We start from the raw sequence: 15,146 nt of genomic DNA, 5'->3' as shown, positions 1-15,146 counted from the left end.
AGCCGGCGGGCATCTATCCCGTCAACACTTTTAACCCTCATCCGTGTTGTATGTTTTCTCTGTCATAATAGCAATAGGCTGGCTAAATATGCCATATTATTGGTGGAATTTCCGGGTTAACAATTGGTTCACCAAGGCCTGCGATTGTGGGGCGCAAATGCGCAAACTATCGTACGGCGTGGTTGAAACGGCACTGTTGCCGGCGTTTTTCCTCGCCGTTTATCGAAAATGACTGAAATACGGAATTTCTTGAAGACCATGAATTTCACGCGCAACGCAGCGATATTCGGTGGGAGAGGGCGGCTTGGCGCGCGAATCGCGCGGCTTGCGGCGGCTCTGGCATTTTCCGTCGCCGCCGCTGTTTCCGCCGCGCCGGCAGCCCATGCGGTGGAGCCGCTCGTCGTTCATCAGGCACGGATCATCGGCGATGAGGCGCGCACGCGCATCGTTCTCGATTTCGCTGAAGAGCCGGAATTCGACGTGCACTATCTCGATTCGCCCGCCCGCATCGTCGTGGATTTTCCGGCGGTGAATTTCAGCTTCCCCGCATCCGACCTGAAGCCGACCGGTCTTTTTTCGGATATACGTTTTGGCAGCATGGGGCAGAACAGCGCCCGCATCGTGCTGACGGCGAAAAAGCCGGTTCAGGTGGCGGTTGCCGAAACCAAAAAGACCGATAACGGCCAATCTTTCCATTTCGTGCTCGATACGGAAATCACCACCAAGGGCAAGTTCGCGGAACTGGTGAAGGATCAGCAGTGGCAGGCGCCAGCCCCGGTGACGACTGCCGCGATCACGCCGGATGACAAGACGTCGCGGCCAGCGGAATTCGTCATCGCTGTCGATGCAGGCCATGGCGGCATCGACGCCGGCGCCACCGGCGGCACCACCGGCACCGAGGAAAAGGTCATTACGCTGACTTTCGCCAAGGAGCTTGCCGAGCGGCTGAACCGCGAACCCGGTATCAAGGCTTTCCTGACGCGCGATTCAGATACGTTTCTCGCCTTGTCGGAACGGGTGACCATCGCCCGCCAGAACAATGCCAACCTCTTTATCTCCCTTCATGCGGATACGTTGAAGCAAAAGGGCATCCGGGGCGCGACCGTCTATACATTGTCGGACCGGGCATCGGACCGGCAGGCGCAGGAACTGGCGGAGCGCGAAAACAAGTCCGACCAGATCGCGGGTGTCGCTGCCTCCAGCGAGCCGCCGGAGGTCGCCGATATTCTTCTCGATTTCACCCGCCGTGAAACGCAGGCCTTTTCGGTGACGCTGGCTGAAAACATCGTCTCCTCCTTTGAGGGGCAGGTTGGGCTCATCAACAATCCGCACCGTTACGCCGGTTTCATGGTGCTGCGCGCCCATGATGTGCCGTCGGTGCTGCTGGAACTCGGTTTCCTCTCCAATCCGGAAGACGAAAAGCTGCTTCTCGATGGGGAATGGCGCAAGAAGGTGGCCGATACGCTGGCAACCGCCGTTGGGCGATACCGCGCCAAGGCCATGGCAAATGGCGGCTGAGAGGGCAGCCGGCGGAGCGGCAATGCTGTTGCCGCCCTGCCATTGACCGCCGAAAAGCTGTTCAATTCTTGGGTCTTGCGGACGATTACGAAGGCGAAGCCCTATTTTACTCACATTCGCCGCGTTACTCGGAAAGCGGATTCGGTGGCGATCCGCAAAGCGTCCGCAGCGCGATTGCGGGCCTGCCGCCCGGTAACATATCAGCGAATGCTGCCGTATCCGGCTTGTCATCGAAGGTATGGTGTGCAAAACGGCACGCGATATGCAAGGATGCGCCCGTATATCGTCGGGCGTTGATGGTTACGATTCGAATTATCGGTAGCTTGGTATGATCAGACTGATTGGATATTTTTTCGGCTTGGCCAGCGTGCTCTTCCTGTGCGCCGCCGCCGCCGGTGCGATTTATTTGCACGGCGTGACGAAGGACCTGCCGGATTACGCAGTTCTGAGCACCTATGAGCCGCCGGTAACGACCCGCGTGCATGCCGGCAACGGTGCGCTGATGGCGGAATATGCCCATGAAAAGCGCCTGTTCCTGCCGATCCAGGCCATACCCGACCGCGTGAAGGCTGCTTTCCTTTCGGCGGAAGACAAGAATTTCTACAACCATCCGGGTGTGGATGTCTTCGGCCTCGGCCGCGCCATTCTCGTCAATATCCAGAATCTCGGCTCCGGCCGCCGTCCGGTCGGCGCCTCCACCATCACCCAGCAGGTGGCGAAGAACTTCCTTCTGACCAACGACCAGACCATTGACCGCAAGCTCAAGGAAGCCATTCTGTCCTTCCGCATCGAGCAGACCTATTCCAAGGACAAGATTCTCGAGCTTTATCTCAACGAGATTTTCTTCGGCCTGAATTCCTACGGCATTGCCGGCGCGGCGCTCACCTATTTCAACAAATCGGTGACGGAACTGACGATTGCGGAAACCGCCTATCTCGCATCGCTGCCGAAGGGTCCGGCCAATTACCATCCCATCCGCCGCGAAAAGGCGGCTCTCGAGCGCCGTGACTGGGTGATCGACCGCATGGCCGAAAACGGCTACATCACGGTCGCCGACGCCACGGATGCCAAAAAGCAGCCGCTTGGCGTCAATCTGCGTCGCGGTGGCGCGCATATCTTCGCATCCGATTATTTCGCCGAGGAAGTCCGTCGTCAGATCGTCGAGAAATATGGCGAGGAAGCGCTTCTCGAAGGCGGGCTCTCGGTCCGCACCTCTTTCGATCCGCAGATCCAGATGGAAGCACGCAAGGCGCTTCAGGACGGTCTGGTGCAATATGATGAGCGTCGCGGTTTCCGCGGACCCGTCGAAAAGATCGAGACTGCGGGTGACTGGACGGCGGCGCTCGCCAAGGTCAAGGGCCTGCGCGACGTTCCGGAATGGAAAGTCGCTGTGGTGCTTGCCGTCGCTGCCGATGGCGTCGATATCGGCGTGCAGCCGGATACGGAAACGGAAGATGGCGACAAGCGCACGCGCGGCCATATCTCCGCTGAAAACATGCGCTGGGCTTTCCGCGATGCGACCGGCAAGAAGGCCACCGCCAAGTCGCCGGTTGGCGTCCTCTCGGCCGGTGACGTCGTTTATGCGCAGCCGCTTGCCAATTCGGGTAACGAATATCGTCTGCGCCAGCCGCCGAAAGTGCAGGGCGGCATGGTGGTGATGGACCCGCATACCGGCCGTGTTCTGGCCATGGTCGGCGGCTTCTCCTATGCGCAGTCGGAATTCAACCGCTCCACGCAGGCGATGCGCCAGCCGGGCTCCTCCTTCAAGCCGTTCATCTACGCGGCGGCGCTCGACAATGGTTATACCCCGGCATCGGTCATTCTCGATGCGCCGATTGAGGTCGTTTCCGGCAATCAGGTTTGGAAGCCGCAGAATTACGGCGGCGGTTCCGCCGGTCCGTCGACCCTGCGTCTCGGTATCGAAAAATCCCGTAACCTCATGACGGTGCGTCTGGCGCAGGATATGGGCATGAATCTGGTTGCGGAATATGCCGAGCGCTTCGGCATCTACGACAAGATGCCGCCGCTTCTGTCCATGTCGCTGGGTTCCGGTGAAACGACCGTGATGCGTATGGTCTCGGCCTATTCGGTCATCGCCAATGGCGGCAAGCAGATCAAGCCGACGCTGATCGACCGCATTCAGGACCGCTACGGCAAGACGATCTTCCGGCATGAGGAGCGCGCCTGCGAAGGCTGCAACGCCACAAGCTGGCAGAACCAGGACGAGCCTGTCATCGTCGACAATCGCGAGCAGGTTCTCGACCCGATGACCGCCTATCAGACGACCTCGATGCTGGAAGGCGTCGTGCAGCGCGGCACGGCGGCGGGCAAGATCAAGGTCGATCTGCCGGTTGCCGGCAAGACGGGCACCACCAACGATGAAAAGGATGCCTGGTTCGTCGGTTACACACCGGACATGGTCGCCGGCCTCTATATCGGTTTCGATTCGCCCGCACCTCTCGGCCGCGGTGGCACCGGCGGCTCGCTGTCCGCGCCGATCTTCGGCGAGTTCATCTCCGATGCGGCCAAGCACATGGAGCCGAGCAAGTTCATCGTGCCTGCCGGCATGAACTTCGTCGCCGTCAACCGCAAGACGGGCATGGCGGCGGTCGAGGGCGAGCCGGACACCATCATGGAAGCCTTCAAGCCCGGCACGGGTCCCGCTTCCACCTTCTCTGTCATCGGCGATGACGGATACATGTCGCAGGAAGACATTCTGAAGACCTCGCCGCAGGCGCAGCAGGCCATCACCGGCGGTGGCGGCGGTCTTTATTGATATCACTCCTGACGTTTGGCGGGGGCGCGGGTCTTTACATCCGCGCCCCCCGCATTTATTTGAGCAACGAGTTTCAATGAAGGTGAAGAACCAGCGAAATGCGCAATGAAATCGTGAACGTAGTCGACGAAATCAAGCAGGCCATAAGCCTGCTGAGGAGGCATCTTTGACTGGGACCAGGCGATAAGACGACTGGACTGGTTGAATAACAAGGCAGAGGATCCGACCCTCTGGAACGATGCCACTGAAGCCCAGAAGCTGATGCGTGAACGCCAGCAGCTGGATGACAGCATCAATGGCGTCAAGGCGCTCGAGCAGCAGCTCAAGGACAATATCGAGCTGATCGAACTCGGCGAGATGGAAGGCGATGACGAGATCGTCAAGGACGCCGAAGACGCATTGAAAGCGTTGAAGAGCGAGGCGAACCGCCGTCAGGTGGAAGCCATGCTGTCAGGCGAAGCCGATACCAACGACACCTATCTCGAAGTGCATTCCGGCGCCGGCGGCACCGAAAGCCAGGACTGGGCGAACATGCTTCTGCGCATGTATACCCGCTGGGCCGACCGCGAAGGTTTCAAGGTCGAGGTGCTTGAAGTTCACGACGGCGAAGAAGCCGGCATCAAGTCCGCGACGATCCTCGTCAAGGGCCACAATGCCTTCGGCTGGCTGAAGACGGAATCGGGCGTGCATCGCCTCGTTCGTATTTCGCCCTATGACAGCAATGCGCGTCGCCACACATCGTTCTCTTCCGTCTGGGTTTACCCCGTCGTCGACGATTCGATCCAGATCGACATCAATGAGAGCGATTGCCGCATCGATACCTATCGTTCGTCCGGCGCGGGCGGCCAGCACGTCAACACCACCGACTCGGCCGTGCGTATCACGCATATTCCGACCGGTATTGCCGTCGCCTGCCAGCAGGAGCGTTCCCAGCACAAGAACCGCGCCAAGGCGTGGGACATGCTGCGCGCCCGCCTCTACGAGGTGGAGCTGCAGAAGCGGGAAGAGGCGGCAAACGCCCAGGCCGCATCCAAGACCGATATCGGCTGGGGCCACCAGATCCGTTCCTACGTTCTGCAGCCTTACCAGCTGGTCAAGGATCTGCGCACCGGCGTGGAAAGCACCGCACCCGGCAACGTGCTGGACGGCGATCTGAACGAATTCATGGAAGCGGCCCTCGCGCATCGCATCAGCGGCGGCGCGGATGTGGAAGTCGCGGATATCGACTGACGCGCCAAGTGCGTCGATTGAAAAAGATTACCCCTCGCAAACCCATTGCGAGGGGTTTTTCGTTGGAGGACAAGCATGAAACAGGCACTCTATATCGTCGACGTCCAGCCAAGCTTCAATCCGCCGGCTGCGCTGGTGGCGGAAATATCCGCTCTCGCCCTGACAATGCCCAGCATTGCCACCGTCGAGCGCCATGATGAAAGCGTAACACCCTTCGAGCGGCAACTCGGCTGGAAACCGGGCAGGGACGACGAGTCGCTTGTTGCGGCAGATCGCGTTTTCATCAAACACGGTTATGCGCCACCCCGGGAGGTCATCGACCATCTTCTGTCGCTGAAACTCGACAGGGTGCTGGTCTGCGGCATTCAGGCCGATACCTGCGTGCTGGCCGCCGGTTTTTCCCTCTTCGATGCGGGGCTGCATCCCACGCTGTTGCCGTGGCTTACGGTGGGCTCCAGTCTCGACCGCAGCGGTGAACTCGGGGCGAGATTGTGGAAACATCATTTTGGTGCGGTTCTTGCCGGGCCGGAGGCGCTGCAAGCGTAACCTTGCCCGGCGCGCACCTCGGGCCGATCAGTTGGACGCTTTCTCGATCTTCATCTCGCCCAGCTCATCGATCAGGATCGTCCAGCTTTCCGCTTCCTTGGCTATCGGGTCCGTCTTCAGGTAGACGGTCACGAACAGTCCGGGCGAGGCGGGTGCGCCATTCGAGCTTTCGGGACGAATATCCGTGACATAGGATTTCATCTGGCTGAATTCTTCCAGCTCGATGTTTTCCAGGAGATTCGGCCCATCGGCGGTAAAGACGATGCGCTGAAGGTAGATTTTCGCCGTGCCGTCGCCCTGGCGGATGGCGATGACCTTGTAATAGCCGCGCGTGGGCGAGGCAGGCGGCGGCCGCAACTGCCCGTCGGGGCCTTTCACCGGCTCAAGATTGCGATCTTCCCACATGCCGCTGCTGACGACGAAGATCGCCGAAACCGGCAGCGCGTCAATCGCTTCCGTCTGCGCCCGCACGGGAAGCACGGCGGCGGCGAAAAGAAAGGCAGCGAGGATAGGTCTTGTCAGTTGCATGGCCATTGTCGATTGTGGGCGTCAATTGTTGAACTGTTCGGCGAGAACCCGGTCCGACCATGAACGATCCGGATCCGAGAGAATTCTGGCCGTCCTGTCCTGCGATTGTGCGATCCGAACGTGACGAACGGATTTCACCTCGGTGTGGTCGGCCACCGCATTCACAGGGCGCTTGTCGCGTTCGAGAACATGAATATCGACCGTTACCTTATTCGGCAAAAGCGCGCCGCGCCAGCGCCGCGGCCGGAAAGCGCTGACCGGGGTGAGCGCAAGCAGCGGCGATTCCAGCGGCAGGATGGGTCCATGGGCGGAGAAATTGTAGGCTGTCGACCCCGCCGGCGTCGCCACCATCATGCCGTCGCAGATCAATTCTTCAAGCCGCACCTTGCCGTCCACCTCCACACGAAGCTTGGCGGCCTGATGCGACTGGCGAAACAGGCTGACCTCGTTCATGGCAAGCGCCGTGAATTCGTCGCCGTCGGAATCCGTCGTCGTCATGCGCAGGGGATGGAAATCATTGCCGCTCGCCACCGCGATGCGCTCCAGCAGGCCGTCCACCCGGTAGTCATTCATCAGGAAGCCGACGGACCCGCGGTTCATGCCATAGACACGCTTGCCGGAATTCATCGTCTCGTTGAGAATCTGCAGCATGAAGCCATCGCCGCCGAGCGCGACGATCACTTCCGCCTCTTCGAACGGCGTATCGCCGTAAATGCCTTTCAGCTCTTTCAGCGCCGTCTGCGCCTCCTCGGTTGCGGAGGCGACGAAGGACAGTGAATAGGTAGAATGCGACATCCGCTTCCCTCGACAACGGCGCAGACCGGAACCCGTCCACGCAAGGCGCTGTAACCCGTTGAAGCGGCTCGAAATCTTGAAACCTCGACAGGGAGGTCGATAACAAGCCGCCAGACGCACCCTTGGTACATGAAGACAGCGGCTGGCGACAAGGCCTTTCGAAGACGCAGGCGTTCCCTGACGGCGGACCTCACCGCTCCGGTCCACAGCTTCTTGATTTGCGCCCGCTGACAAGGGTTGCGATGCGGGACGGCCTGATGCAGTTTGCCAAGGCAGTCGGAATGACGAGTGGCAGGAGACGGATGTGGCGCTGAACTACGATATCTACGATGTCTTTACCGAGACGAAAATGGCGGGAAACCCGCTGGCGGTCATGTATGACGCCGATGATCTTCCCCAGGCCACGATGCAGGCGATCGCGCGGGAAATGAACCTCTCCGAGACGGTTTTCGTCAACCGGTCCAGCAACCTGGCCCATGCGGCTTCGCTGCGCATCTTCACGCCATCGGGTGAATTGCCCTTCGCCGGCCATCCGACAGTCGGCGCGGCGGTGGCCATCGCCGAGCGAAATCGCGGCGAGGGCGATGACGATATCGATATGGTCTGCGTGCTGGAAGAGCAGGTGGGTCCGGTGCGTTGCGCGGTGAAGATGCGTGCCGGCGCGGTCAGCTTCGCGGAATTCGACCTGCCGCGCAAATCGTCCCGCGTGGAGCTGCCGCTCGATCACACCGCGCTTGCCGATGCGCTCGGCGTCAGCGAAGGACATCTCGGCTTTGAAAACCATGTGCCGTCGATCTGGACGGCCGGGGTGCCGTTCCTGCTCGTACCCCTGCACAATATCGCCGCCATCAGGGACATGGATTTCGATGCCAATCTTTGGCTGCGCACCGCACCGCTGGTCGAAGGACGTCTGACGGCGGCCTATATCTACTGTCGCGGCGGCGTCAATCACGCTGCGAAGTTCCACGCCCGCATGTTCTCTCCGGATATGGGCATTTCGGAAGACCCCGCCACCGGTTCCGCCGCCGCCGCTCTTTCCGGCGCCATCCACCATTTCGACGGCCTGACCGACGGCCATTATCCGCTGCTCATCGAGCAGGGCGTGGAGATGGAACGACGGTCCCATATCCACCTGCGCATGGACATCAAGGACGGCGAAATCGCCCGCGCCCGCATCGGCGGCCACGCGGTGCGCGTTGCCTCGGGCACCTTCGAGATTTGATTTCAGCGTTACCCGCTCGGTTCGACGCCATCAAAGAGCGATAAAAGAAAAACCCCGGTCTTGACCGGGGTTTTGTCATTTCAGCGTCCGGCTCAGTTGAACCGGCCCGCCGCATGGGCAAGCATCGTATAGACCTTGCCGGTATCGGAGGTGAGGTAGGACTGTGTCACGGTCCGGTCGCGGTCGGTGCGGGCCACGTCGGCGAGCAGCTTCTCGAAATCGGTGATGTAGCGGTCCACGGCGGTGCGGAATTCCGCTTCCCGCTCATATTTGCGCTTGATTTCGTCGAAGGTCGTCTGACCCTTCAGCGTATAGAGGCGACGGGTGAAGACGTCGCGCTCGCCGCGCTGGTAGCGCCGCCACAGCTCCACGGAGGCGTCGTGATCGATGGCGCGGGCGATATCGACCGAGAGCGAGTTCAGCGATTCCACCATGTGGCGCGGATTGCGGGTGTCGGCCGCACGGGTCGGCTGCTGTTCCGCGCCGGCGCGTGGTGCGGACGCCGCTGGCGTTTCCTGTGAGGCGCCGCGCAGCAAATCGCTGATCCAGCCGCCGCCTTCTTCGCGGCGTCCGGCCGGAGCACCCGGCTGGGCCGGGGCAGGCGCCTGACGGTTCTCGACCTGACGGTTTTCAAGCGGCAGGGTGCCGCGCAATGCGGCCGGTGCGGGAGCAGGCTGGGCCGGGCGCTGCTGCTGAACCGGAGCCGGGGCTGCCGGCTGCGGACGCGTCTCGACACGGCGCTCGGCCGCCGGCTGGGTTGCGGCGATGGCGCGGGCAACCGGTTCGGAGACTTCCATCTGGTGGGTCGAACGACCGACGAGCTGGGAAATATCCTGCAGGGCCTTGATCTGTTCGGAAACGGCGCGACGCATGGCGGCAGCGCTTTCCTTGGCTTCTTCCGGCAGGTCGAAGGCGCCGCGCTTCAGTTCCGCACGCGTCGCATCCAGTTCGCGGCGGATGTCGTGGCTGGAGCGGCGGATTTCGTCCGTCGCGCCGGCGAAGCGGCTGACGGCTTCTTCCACGGCCTGACGCAACGTCTCCTTTAGGCTGGCTGCGGCGGCATTCGATTTTTCCGAGGCGGTGCCCAGAAGATTGTCGACTTCCGAAAGCGAGGATTCGACACCGCCGCGCAGGCGGTTGACCAGCTCATCGGAATATTTCTGCGCGTCGGACAGCGTGCTTTCAATCGAGCGGCTGGCATCCTGACCTGCGGAGAGCAGGGCGCCCCGCATGGTCTGTGCCGCCGAGCGGGCGCGCTGTTCGGTCTCATCGAGCGAACGGCCGATATCGGAGAAGGAGGCCTGCAGATTGTCGCGCAGATTGCCGGCGACGTTCTGCGAACGCTCCTCGGCCTCGTTGAGCGTGGTTTCCACCACGCCGATGACGTTGCGCATGGCGCTTTCGATTTCCTCTGAACGCTTGACGAGGCCGACCGACAGGCTGCGCAGCGCGTCCTGGCGCTCCTCCAGCGTGCCGACGAGGCTCGACTGTGCGGCATTGAGGAGCTCGGAAGCCTGGCTCAGCACCTTCGAATGTTCCTCGAAACGGCCGACGATGCCGGCAACCTGCGCCAGCGTCTGGCCGGAAATATTCGACAGGCGGTCGATCTTTCCTTCGAGCAGACGGCTGGAGCTGGACACCATGTCGGCGGCCTGCGAGGCGGATTCGGAGAAGCGGGTCGCCGAGGCGTTCAATGCCTCGTCTGCCGCGCCGAAGCCCTGTGCGGCGCGCTCGACAGCGGAGTTGAAGTTGGTTGCCGACTGTTCGACGATCTCCGCCATGCTGTTATGGGTCTGCGACAGCATATCCGTGCTCTGGCGGGTGGCGGCCACCAGCTTGTTGGCCGCATCGCTGCCGGCGCGGGCATATTTGTCGATGCCCTGTTCGACGGCGTCCGCCATGGCCGTATGCGTCTCCGACAGCATGTCGGTGCTCTGGCGGGTGGCGGCGACGAGCTTGCTTGCCGCATCCGTTCCGGCAGCGGCGTAATCGCTGATCGCCTGTTCCACCATGCCGACCATGCCGCTGTTGCTCTGCGACAGAAGATCCGCGCTTTGCTGGGCTGCGGAAACGATCTTTTCGGCGGCTTCGCGGCCGATGGTGGCATATTCGTCGACGACAGGCTTGGCTTTCTCCTCGATCAGGCGCGAAAGCTCGGCGGAGCGGCTGGCCAGCATCGAGTTGAGTTCGCGGGTGCGGTTGTCCAGCGCCGAGCGGATGGATTCGCCGCGGGCGTCGAGGGCGGATTCGACGCCCGTCAGCGTTTCGGAGATGACGCCGACCTGAGAGCGAACGACGGCTTCAGCCTCGGCAACCTTGTTGACGATGATGTTGCCTGCCTCGGAGAAGGTCTGAGCCACGGCGGCGGCCTGACCGGAAAGGCGGGTCTGGGCATCCGAAATGCGGTTGACGATCTCGCCGGAGCGTTCCTCGATGGCCTTGGTGAAGGCCTCGTTCTGCGCCTGCACCTGTTCTGCGAATTCCGAACCGGACTTGGCGAGAAGGGAGGTGGAGCGCACGGCTTCTTCGCCGATGCTCTGGGTGGCGGAGGTGACCGCGCCGCGCAGGCTGACGGCGAGATCGCTCGCCTTGCCTTCAATGGTGCGGTTGACGTTTTCAAGACCGATGGTCAATGCCCGGTCCATGGTGCCGAGGCGTTCATCGATACGGGCCGTGCCGGTATCGAAGGTCTCTGCCAGACGGCTGGTACGGTTTTCGAACGTGTCCGCGACACGCGTGGTCTGTTCGTCCAGAATGCCCGTGATACGCTCGGCCGCCTCGTCGCTGGCGCGGGCGAAGACGGCCGTCTTGTCTTCCAGCGCTTCAGCGAAGCGGCGGCCGGCATCCTCAATCGAAGTGTTTACATTGGCCAGATCGCCGCCGACGCGTGCCTGCAGCGTATCGAGCGAGGTCTCGATACGGGCGCCGGTCTCGTCGAGACGGGTGGTGACATTGCCGATGGAGGTCTCGATTTTCGAGGACAGGGCATCCGTCGCGCCGCCGATTTCGCGGGCAGCCTCGCCGATCTTGACGGCGATGTCGCCGGCGCTGTTGCGCAGGCGCTCTTCCAGCGTCTGCGCGCTGCCGTCGATCGCCTTCTGCAGCGTTTCCTGCTGGGTTTCGAGAGACAGTTCGAGCATGCTGGCGCTGGAGGCGACCGTGGTGCCGATCATCATCGCCTGTTCGGAGAGCATGTCGCCCATCTGGGTCGTGGCGGAGCTGAGCGTCGCGGCAAGATCCGCCTGGCGCTGATCGAGCGCGGTGCGAATATCCTCATGCGATTGCGACAGATTGCTTTCGAGGCGGGACACTCCTTCTTCCACCGTCTGGGCAAAACGGGTGCTGCCGTCTTCAACAACGCTTTCTATGCGGTTGGCCGCACCCGAGACGCTCTGCTCGATCAGGCCGCTATTGCGCTCCAGCGATCCGGCAATACGTTCAGCCTGCGAACCGAGCATGGTTTCGAGCCGCTCATGGCCGCTGGCAAGCGCGTTTTCAAGCGTGAATGCGGTGGCTTCGAGGCGCTGGCCGACGCCGGCTGCGGCAAGCGAAAGCGACGATGCTCTGGCATCCATAGCCTCGGCAATACGGTCCTCGACGCCGGAAATCGCCATGTCGAGCGCCATGGTGCGGCTGTCGAGCGCGTCTGCGATGCGCTCCTCCGCACCGGAGACGATACCCGAGAGGGCCGCAGTACGGCTGTCGAGCGCGCCGGCAATGCGGTCTTCGACACCGGAAACGGCATTCTGCAGCGCTGTGGTGCGACCGTCGAGAATATCGGCGATCTTTTCCTCGACACCGGAGAAGCTCATATCGAGCGCCATGGTGCGGCTGTCGAGCACATCGGTGATCCGCTCTTCCGCGCCGGAAACGACGGTCTTCAGCGACTCGGTTCGGCTGTCGAGCGCCCCGGCAATACGGGTCTCGGCGCCGGCCACCAGTTCGCCAAGGGCTGCCGTGCGGGTGTCGAGCGCTTCGGTGATTTTTTCTTCCGCGCCGGAGAATGCCATGTCGAGCGCCATGGTACGGCTGTCGAGCGCATCGGCGATGCGTTCTTCAGCACCGGAGACAACGGCGTTGAGGGCTGCGGTGCGGCCGTCCAGCGTTTCCGCGATGCGGGTTTCAGCACCGGCGACCACGTCTCCGAAGGTTGCCGTGCGGCTGTCGAGCGCGCCGGCAATCTTTTCCTCAGCACTTGCGACAATGCCGGTGAGGGCAGAAGTGCGGTTGTCGAGCGTCTCGGACAGTCTTTCCTCGACATTGGCAAAGGTCATGTCGAGCGACAGCGTGCGGCTGTCCATCGTGTCGGCGATGCGTTCCTCGACGCCGGAAATGGCGCTGGAAAGCGCGGCCGTGCGGCCGTCAAGCGTATCGGCGATACGGCTCTCCGCGCCGGAGACGACGTCATGCAGGGCAGCCGTGCGGCTTTCCAGCGTGTCGGAAATGCGGTCCTCAATGCCGGAAACCGCGCCGGTGATGGCCGCCGCCCGGGTTTCGAGCGTTTCGGCAAGACGGCGCTCGACATCGGCGACGACGTTGTTGATTGCGGCGGCACGTTCGTCGAGCATGGCGGCGAGACGTTCGGCCGTGCCGGAGACGGAGCCGGTAATCGCCATCGAACGGCTGGCGAGCGCTTCGTCGAAACGGTTCTGGCTGGCCGAAAGCGCGCCGAACAGGGCATTGCTGCGTTCCGCCAGCACGGCGTCGATCTTCTCGTGCGAACTGGTGAAGGCATCGGTGATTTCGGCGGTACGCTGGCCAATTGCGTCGCTGAAGGCCTGCGTCCGGCTTTCAAGGGCGCTTTCCAGCATTTCCTGACCCGTGCCGAGCGCGGTTGCGAGCGCCAGCGATTGATCGGTCATGGTGGTGCCGATGCGCTCCAGACCGGCGCTCAGCATGGTGTCGAGCGCTTCGGAGCCGCCGGCAACGGTCTCGTTGATCCGGGCGAGGCTTTCCATCAGCTTGCTGTCGAGGCTGCCGGCGCGCTGGTCGAAGGCGCTGGCGAACTGCGCGACATGCTCGTCGAAGGCAGAGTTGACCTGGCCGACCGTCGCCTGCATCCGCTCTTCGTAGAGGCCGGAGCGAAGATCGAGATCCATGATCGCATCGTCCGCCGTGCTCTGCAGGCTCTGGCGGAAGGAGAGACCCTTTTCCTCAAGCGTCGTGGACAGCTTGTCGAGAACGGTATCCAGCGAACCGCCGATGATCTGCTGGCCGCGATCGATATTGCGGTTGAGTTCGAGCGTACGCGTGGACAGCGTTTCGTTGAGCTGGCGCGTGCGCTCCTCAAGCGCGCTGTTGAGGCTTTCCGCACCGCTATCCAGCGTCGAGGCATGGATCGCGAAACGCTCGAGCAGGACTTCACCGCGCTCATCCAGCGTCGAAGTGAGGTTGTGGAGGCGCATGTCGAATTCGTTGGACAGCGTCGCGCCGGAGGAATTCAACGCCTGAAGCAGATTTTCGGTCTTGGCGGCGATCAGGCTGCCCATAGCTTCGGTCGAGGCGCGCGATTTTTCCAAAAGCGCGGCCGAGCGGGTGTCGATCATCGAGGCGAAGGCCTCGCCGGTCGTGGCGATCCGCATCGAAAGCTCTTCGCCGACGATGGAAAGCTCTTCTTTGATCTGTTCCTGCGCGCCGACGATGGAGGAACGGATGCGCTCGGCGTGGTTGACGATGGCGTCACGCTCGGCGGTCAGTTCCTGCACGAGGCTGCGCACGCGCAGTTCATTGTCGGCATAGCTGCGCTCAAGCGCGTTGACCTCGGAATGCACGAGGGTCTCGAGTTCCGTCGCGCGGGCGATTGTGCGCTCGATACCGTCATTCATGGCCGAGACTTCACGGCGAACCGCCTGGCCGACCGACATGATGCGGTCGGATGCCACGGTTTCCGGTTCCGCAAGGCGAAGGGCGACTTCGGCCATGGAGCGGGCGGCATTCCGCAGATCGCGGGCACGCGCCATCATGATCGCAAAGGCGAAGAACAGCATGATGGGAACGAGGATGCCGACGACTATCGCCATCAGGCCGGGGATCGCGGTGAGATCGGCCAGCGAGGCGATGTTCCACAGCGCGTTGCCATAAAGAAGATGTGCGATGCCAAGACCGCCGAGCGCCCAGATGACCGACATGATCGTGGCGTTGCGCAGCGCGCCGCCGATGGAGCCGCCTTCCAGCGATTTCAGGATCATTGCCGGGCTGCGCTTGGAGCCGTCATTAGCCGCTTCGAGATTGGGCGACCTTGGCGTCTGTTCGGGGGGCGCGCGGGCGGCCTCGGGAGCAGGGGTCTGTCTGCTTGCTTCCTTCAATCTGGCCTCCGGCTGCTTCGGCGCTGCAGTTTTCCGCGTCTCCGGCTTTTCTTCGAAAGCACCAAGCTGCAGGGCGTCTTCCAACGCCTGAAATGCAGTCTCGTCGACAGAGTCGCTGATCTTGTTATTCGCCATGCGGTTACGCCTCGTTACACATACGCCCGGCTTCATGCCGTTGACCACTTGCGTTCCGCAAGCGGACTGCCGCCATCATGCCAGCGGAACA

At 62.1% G+C, this 15,146-nt stretch carries 8 protein-coding genes; 5 read left to right on the top strand and 3 right to left on the bottom strand.

Annotated features, from left to right (window positions below):
* The first annotated feature begins 258 nt into the window (after window positions 1-258).
* From EM858_RS05545 to EM858_RS05530, 4 genes are all read left to right on the top strand, one after another.
* A complete protein-coding gene (locus tag EM858_RS05545; RefSeq protein WP_127756109.1) occupies window positions 259-1,518 on the top strand; it encodes an N-acetylmuramoyl-L-alanine amidase in 1,260 nt (419 codons plus the stop codon).
* A gap of 328 nt (window positions 1,519-1,846) precedes the next feature.
* Window positions 1,847-4,294, top strand: a complete 2,448-nt coding sequence (locus tag EM858_RS05540; protein WP_080817138.1) for a penicillin-binding protein 1A — start codon at window positions 1,847-1,849, stop codon at window positions 4,292-4,294.
* Between the two features lie 98 nt (window positions 4,295-4,392).
* A protein-coding gene (prfB, locus tag EM858_RS05535) for a peptide chain release factor 2 (protein WP_161987956.1) occupies window positions 4,393-5,524 on the top strand; the annotation gives its coding sequence in 2 pieces (ribosomal slippage) (window positions 4,393-4,461 and window positions 4,463-5,524; 1,131 coding nt in all).
* Window positions 5,525-5,599: 75 nt separating this feature from the next.
* Window positions 5,600-6,070 carry a cysteine hydrolase family protein gene (locus EM858_RS05530; RefSeq protein ID WP_127756108.1) on the top strand — a complete coding sequence of 157 codons (471 nt, stop codon included), beginning with the start codon at window positions 5,600-5,602 and terminating at the stop codon, window positions 6,068-6,070.
* Between the two features lie 27 nt (window positions 6,071-6,097).
* On the opposite strand, the gene EM858_RS05525 is transcribed toward EM858_RS05530, so the two are convergent.
* On the bottom strand, window positions 6,098-6,598 hold the full coding sequence (locus tag EM858_RS05525) for a hypothetical protein (protein ID WP_127756107.1): 501 nt from the start codon (window positions 6,596-6,598) through the stop codon (window positions 6,098-6,100).
* A 21-nt stretch (window positions 6,599-6,619) separates the two neighbouring features.
* A complete protein-coding gene (locus EM858_RS05520) occupies window positions 6,620-7,393 on the bottom strand; it encodes an NAD kinase (protein WP_020810264.1) in 774 nt (257 codons plus the stop codon).
* A 304-nt stretch (window positions 7,394-7,697) separates the two neighbouring features.
* On the opposite strand from EM858_RS05520, the gene EM858_RS05515 reads away from it, so the two are divergent.
* A complete protein-coding gene (locus EM858_RS05515) occupies window positions 7,698-8,615 on the top strand; it encodes a PhzF family phenazine biosynthesis protein (RefSeq protein WP_127756106.1) in 918 nt (305 codons plus the stop codon).
* A 92-nt stretch (window positions 8,616-8,707) separates the two neighbouring features.
* Here the strand turns inward: EM858_RS05515 and EM858_RS05510 are convergent, their stop codons facing one another.
* Window positions 8,708-15,055 (bottom strand): hypothetical protein, encoded by a 6,348-nt coding sequence (locus tag EM858_RS05510; protein ID WP_127756105.1) that lies wholly within the window; start codon window positions 15,053-15,055, stop codon window positions 8,708-8,710.
* Between the last annotated feature and the right edge of the window lie 91 nt (window positions 15,056-15,146).

It is taken from the genome of Agrobacterium sp. CNPSo 2736 (assembly GCF_004005385.1).
GTDB classification, from domain to species: Bacteria; Pseudomonadota; Alphaproteobacteria; order Rhizobiales; family Rhizobiaceae; genus Agrobacterium; species Agrobacterium leguminum.
This window is presented reverse-complemented; position numbering and strand designations above follow the sequence as displayed.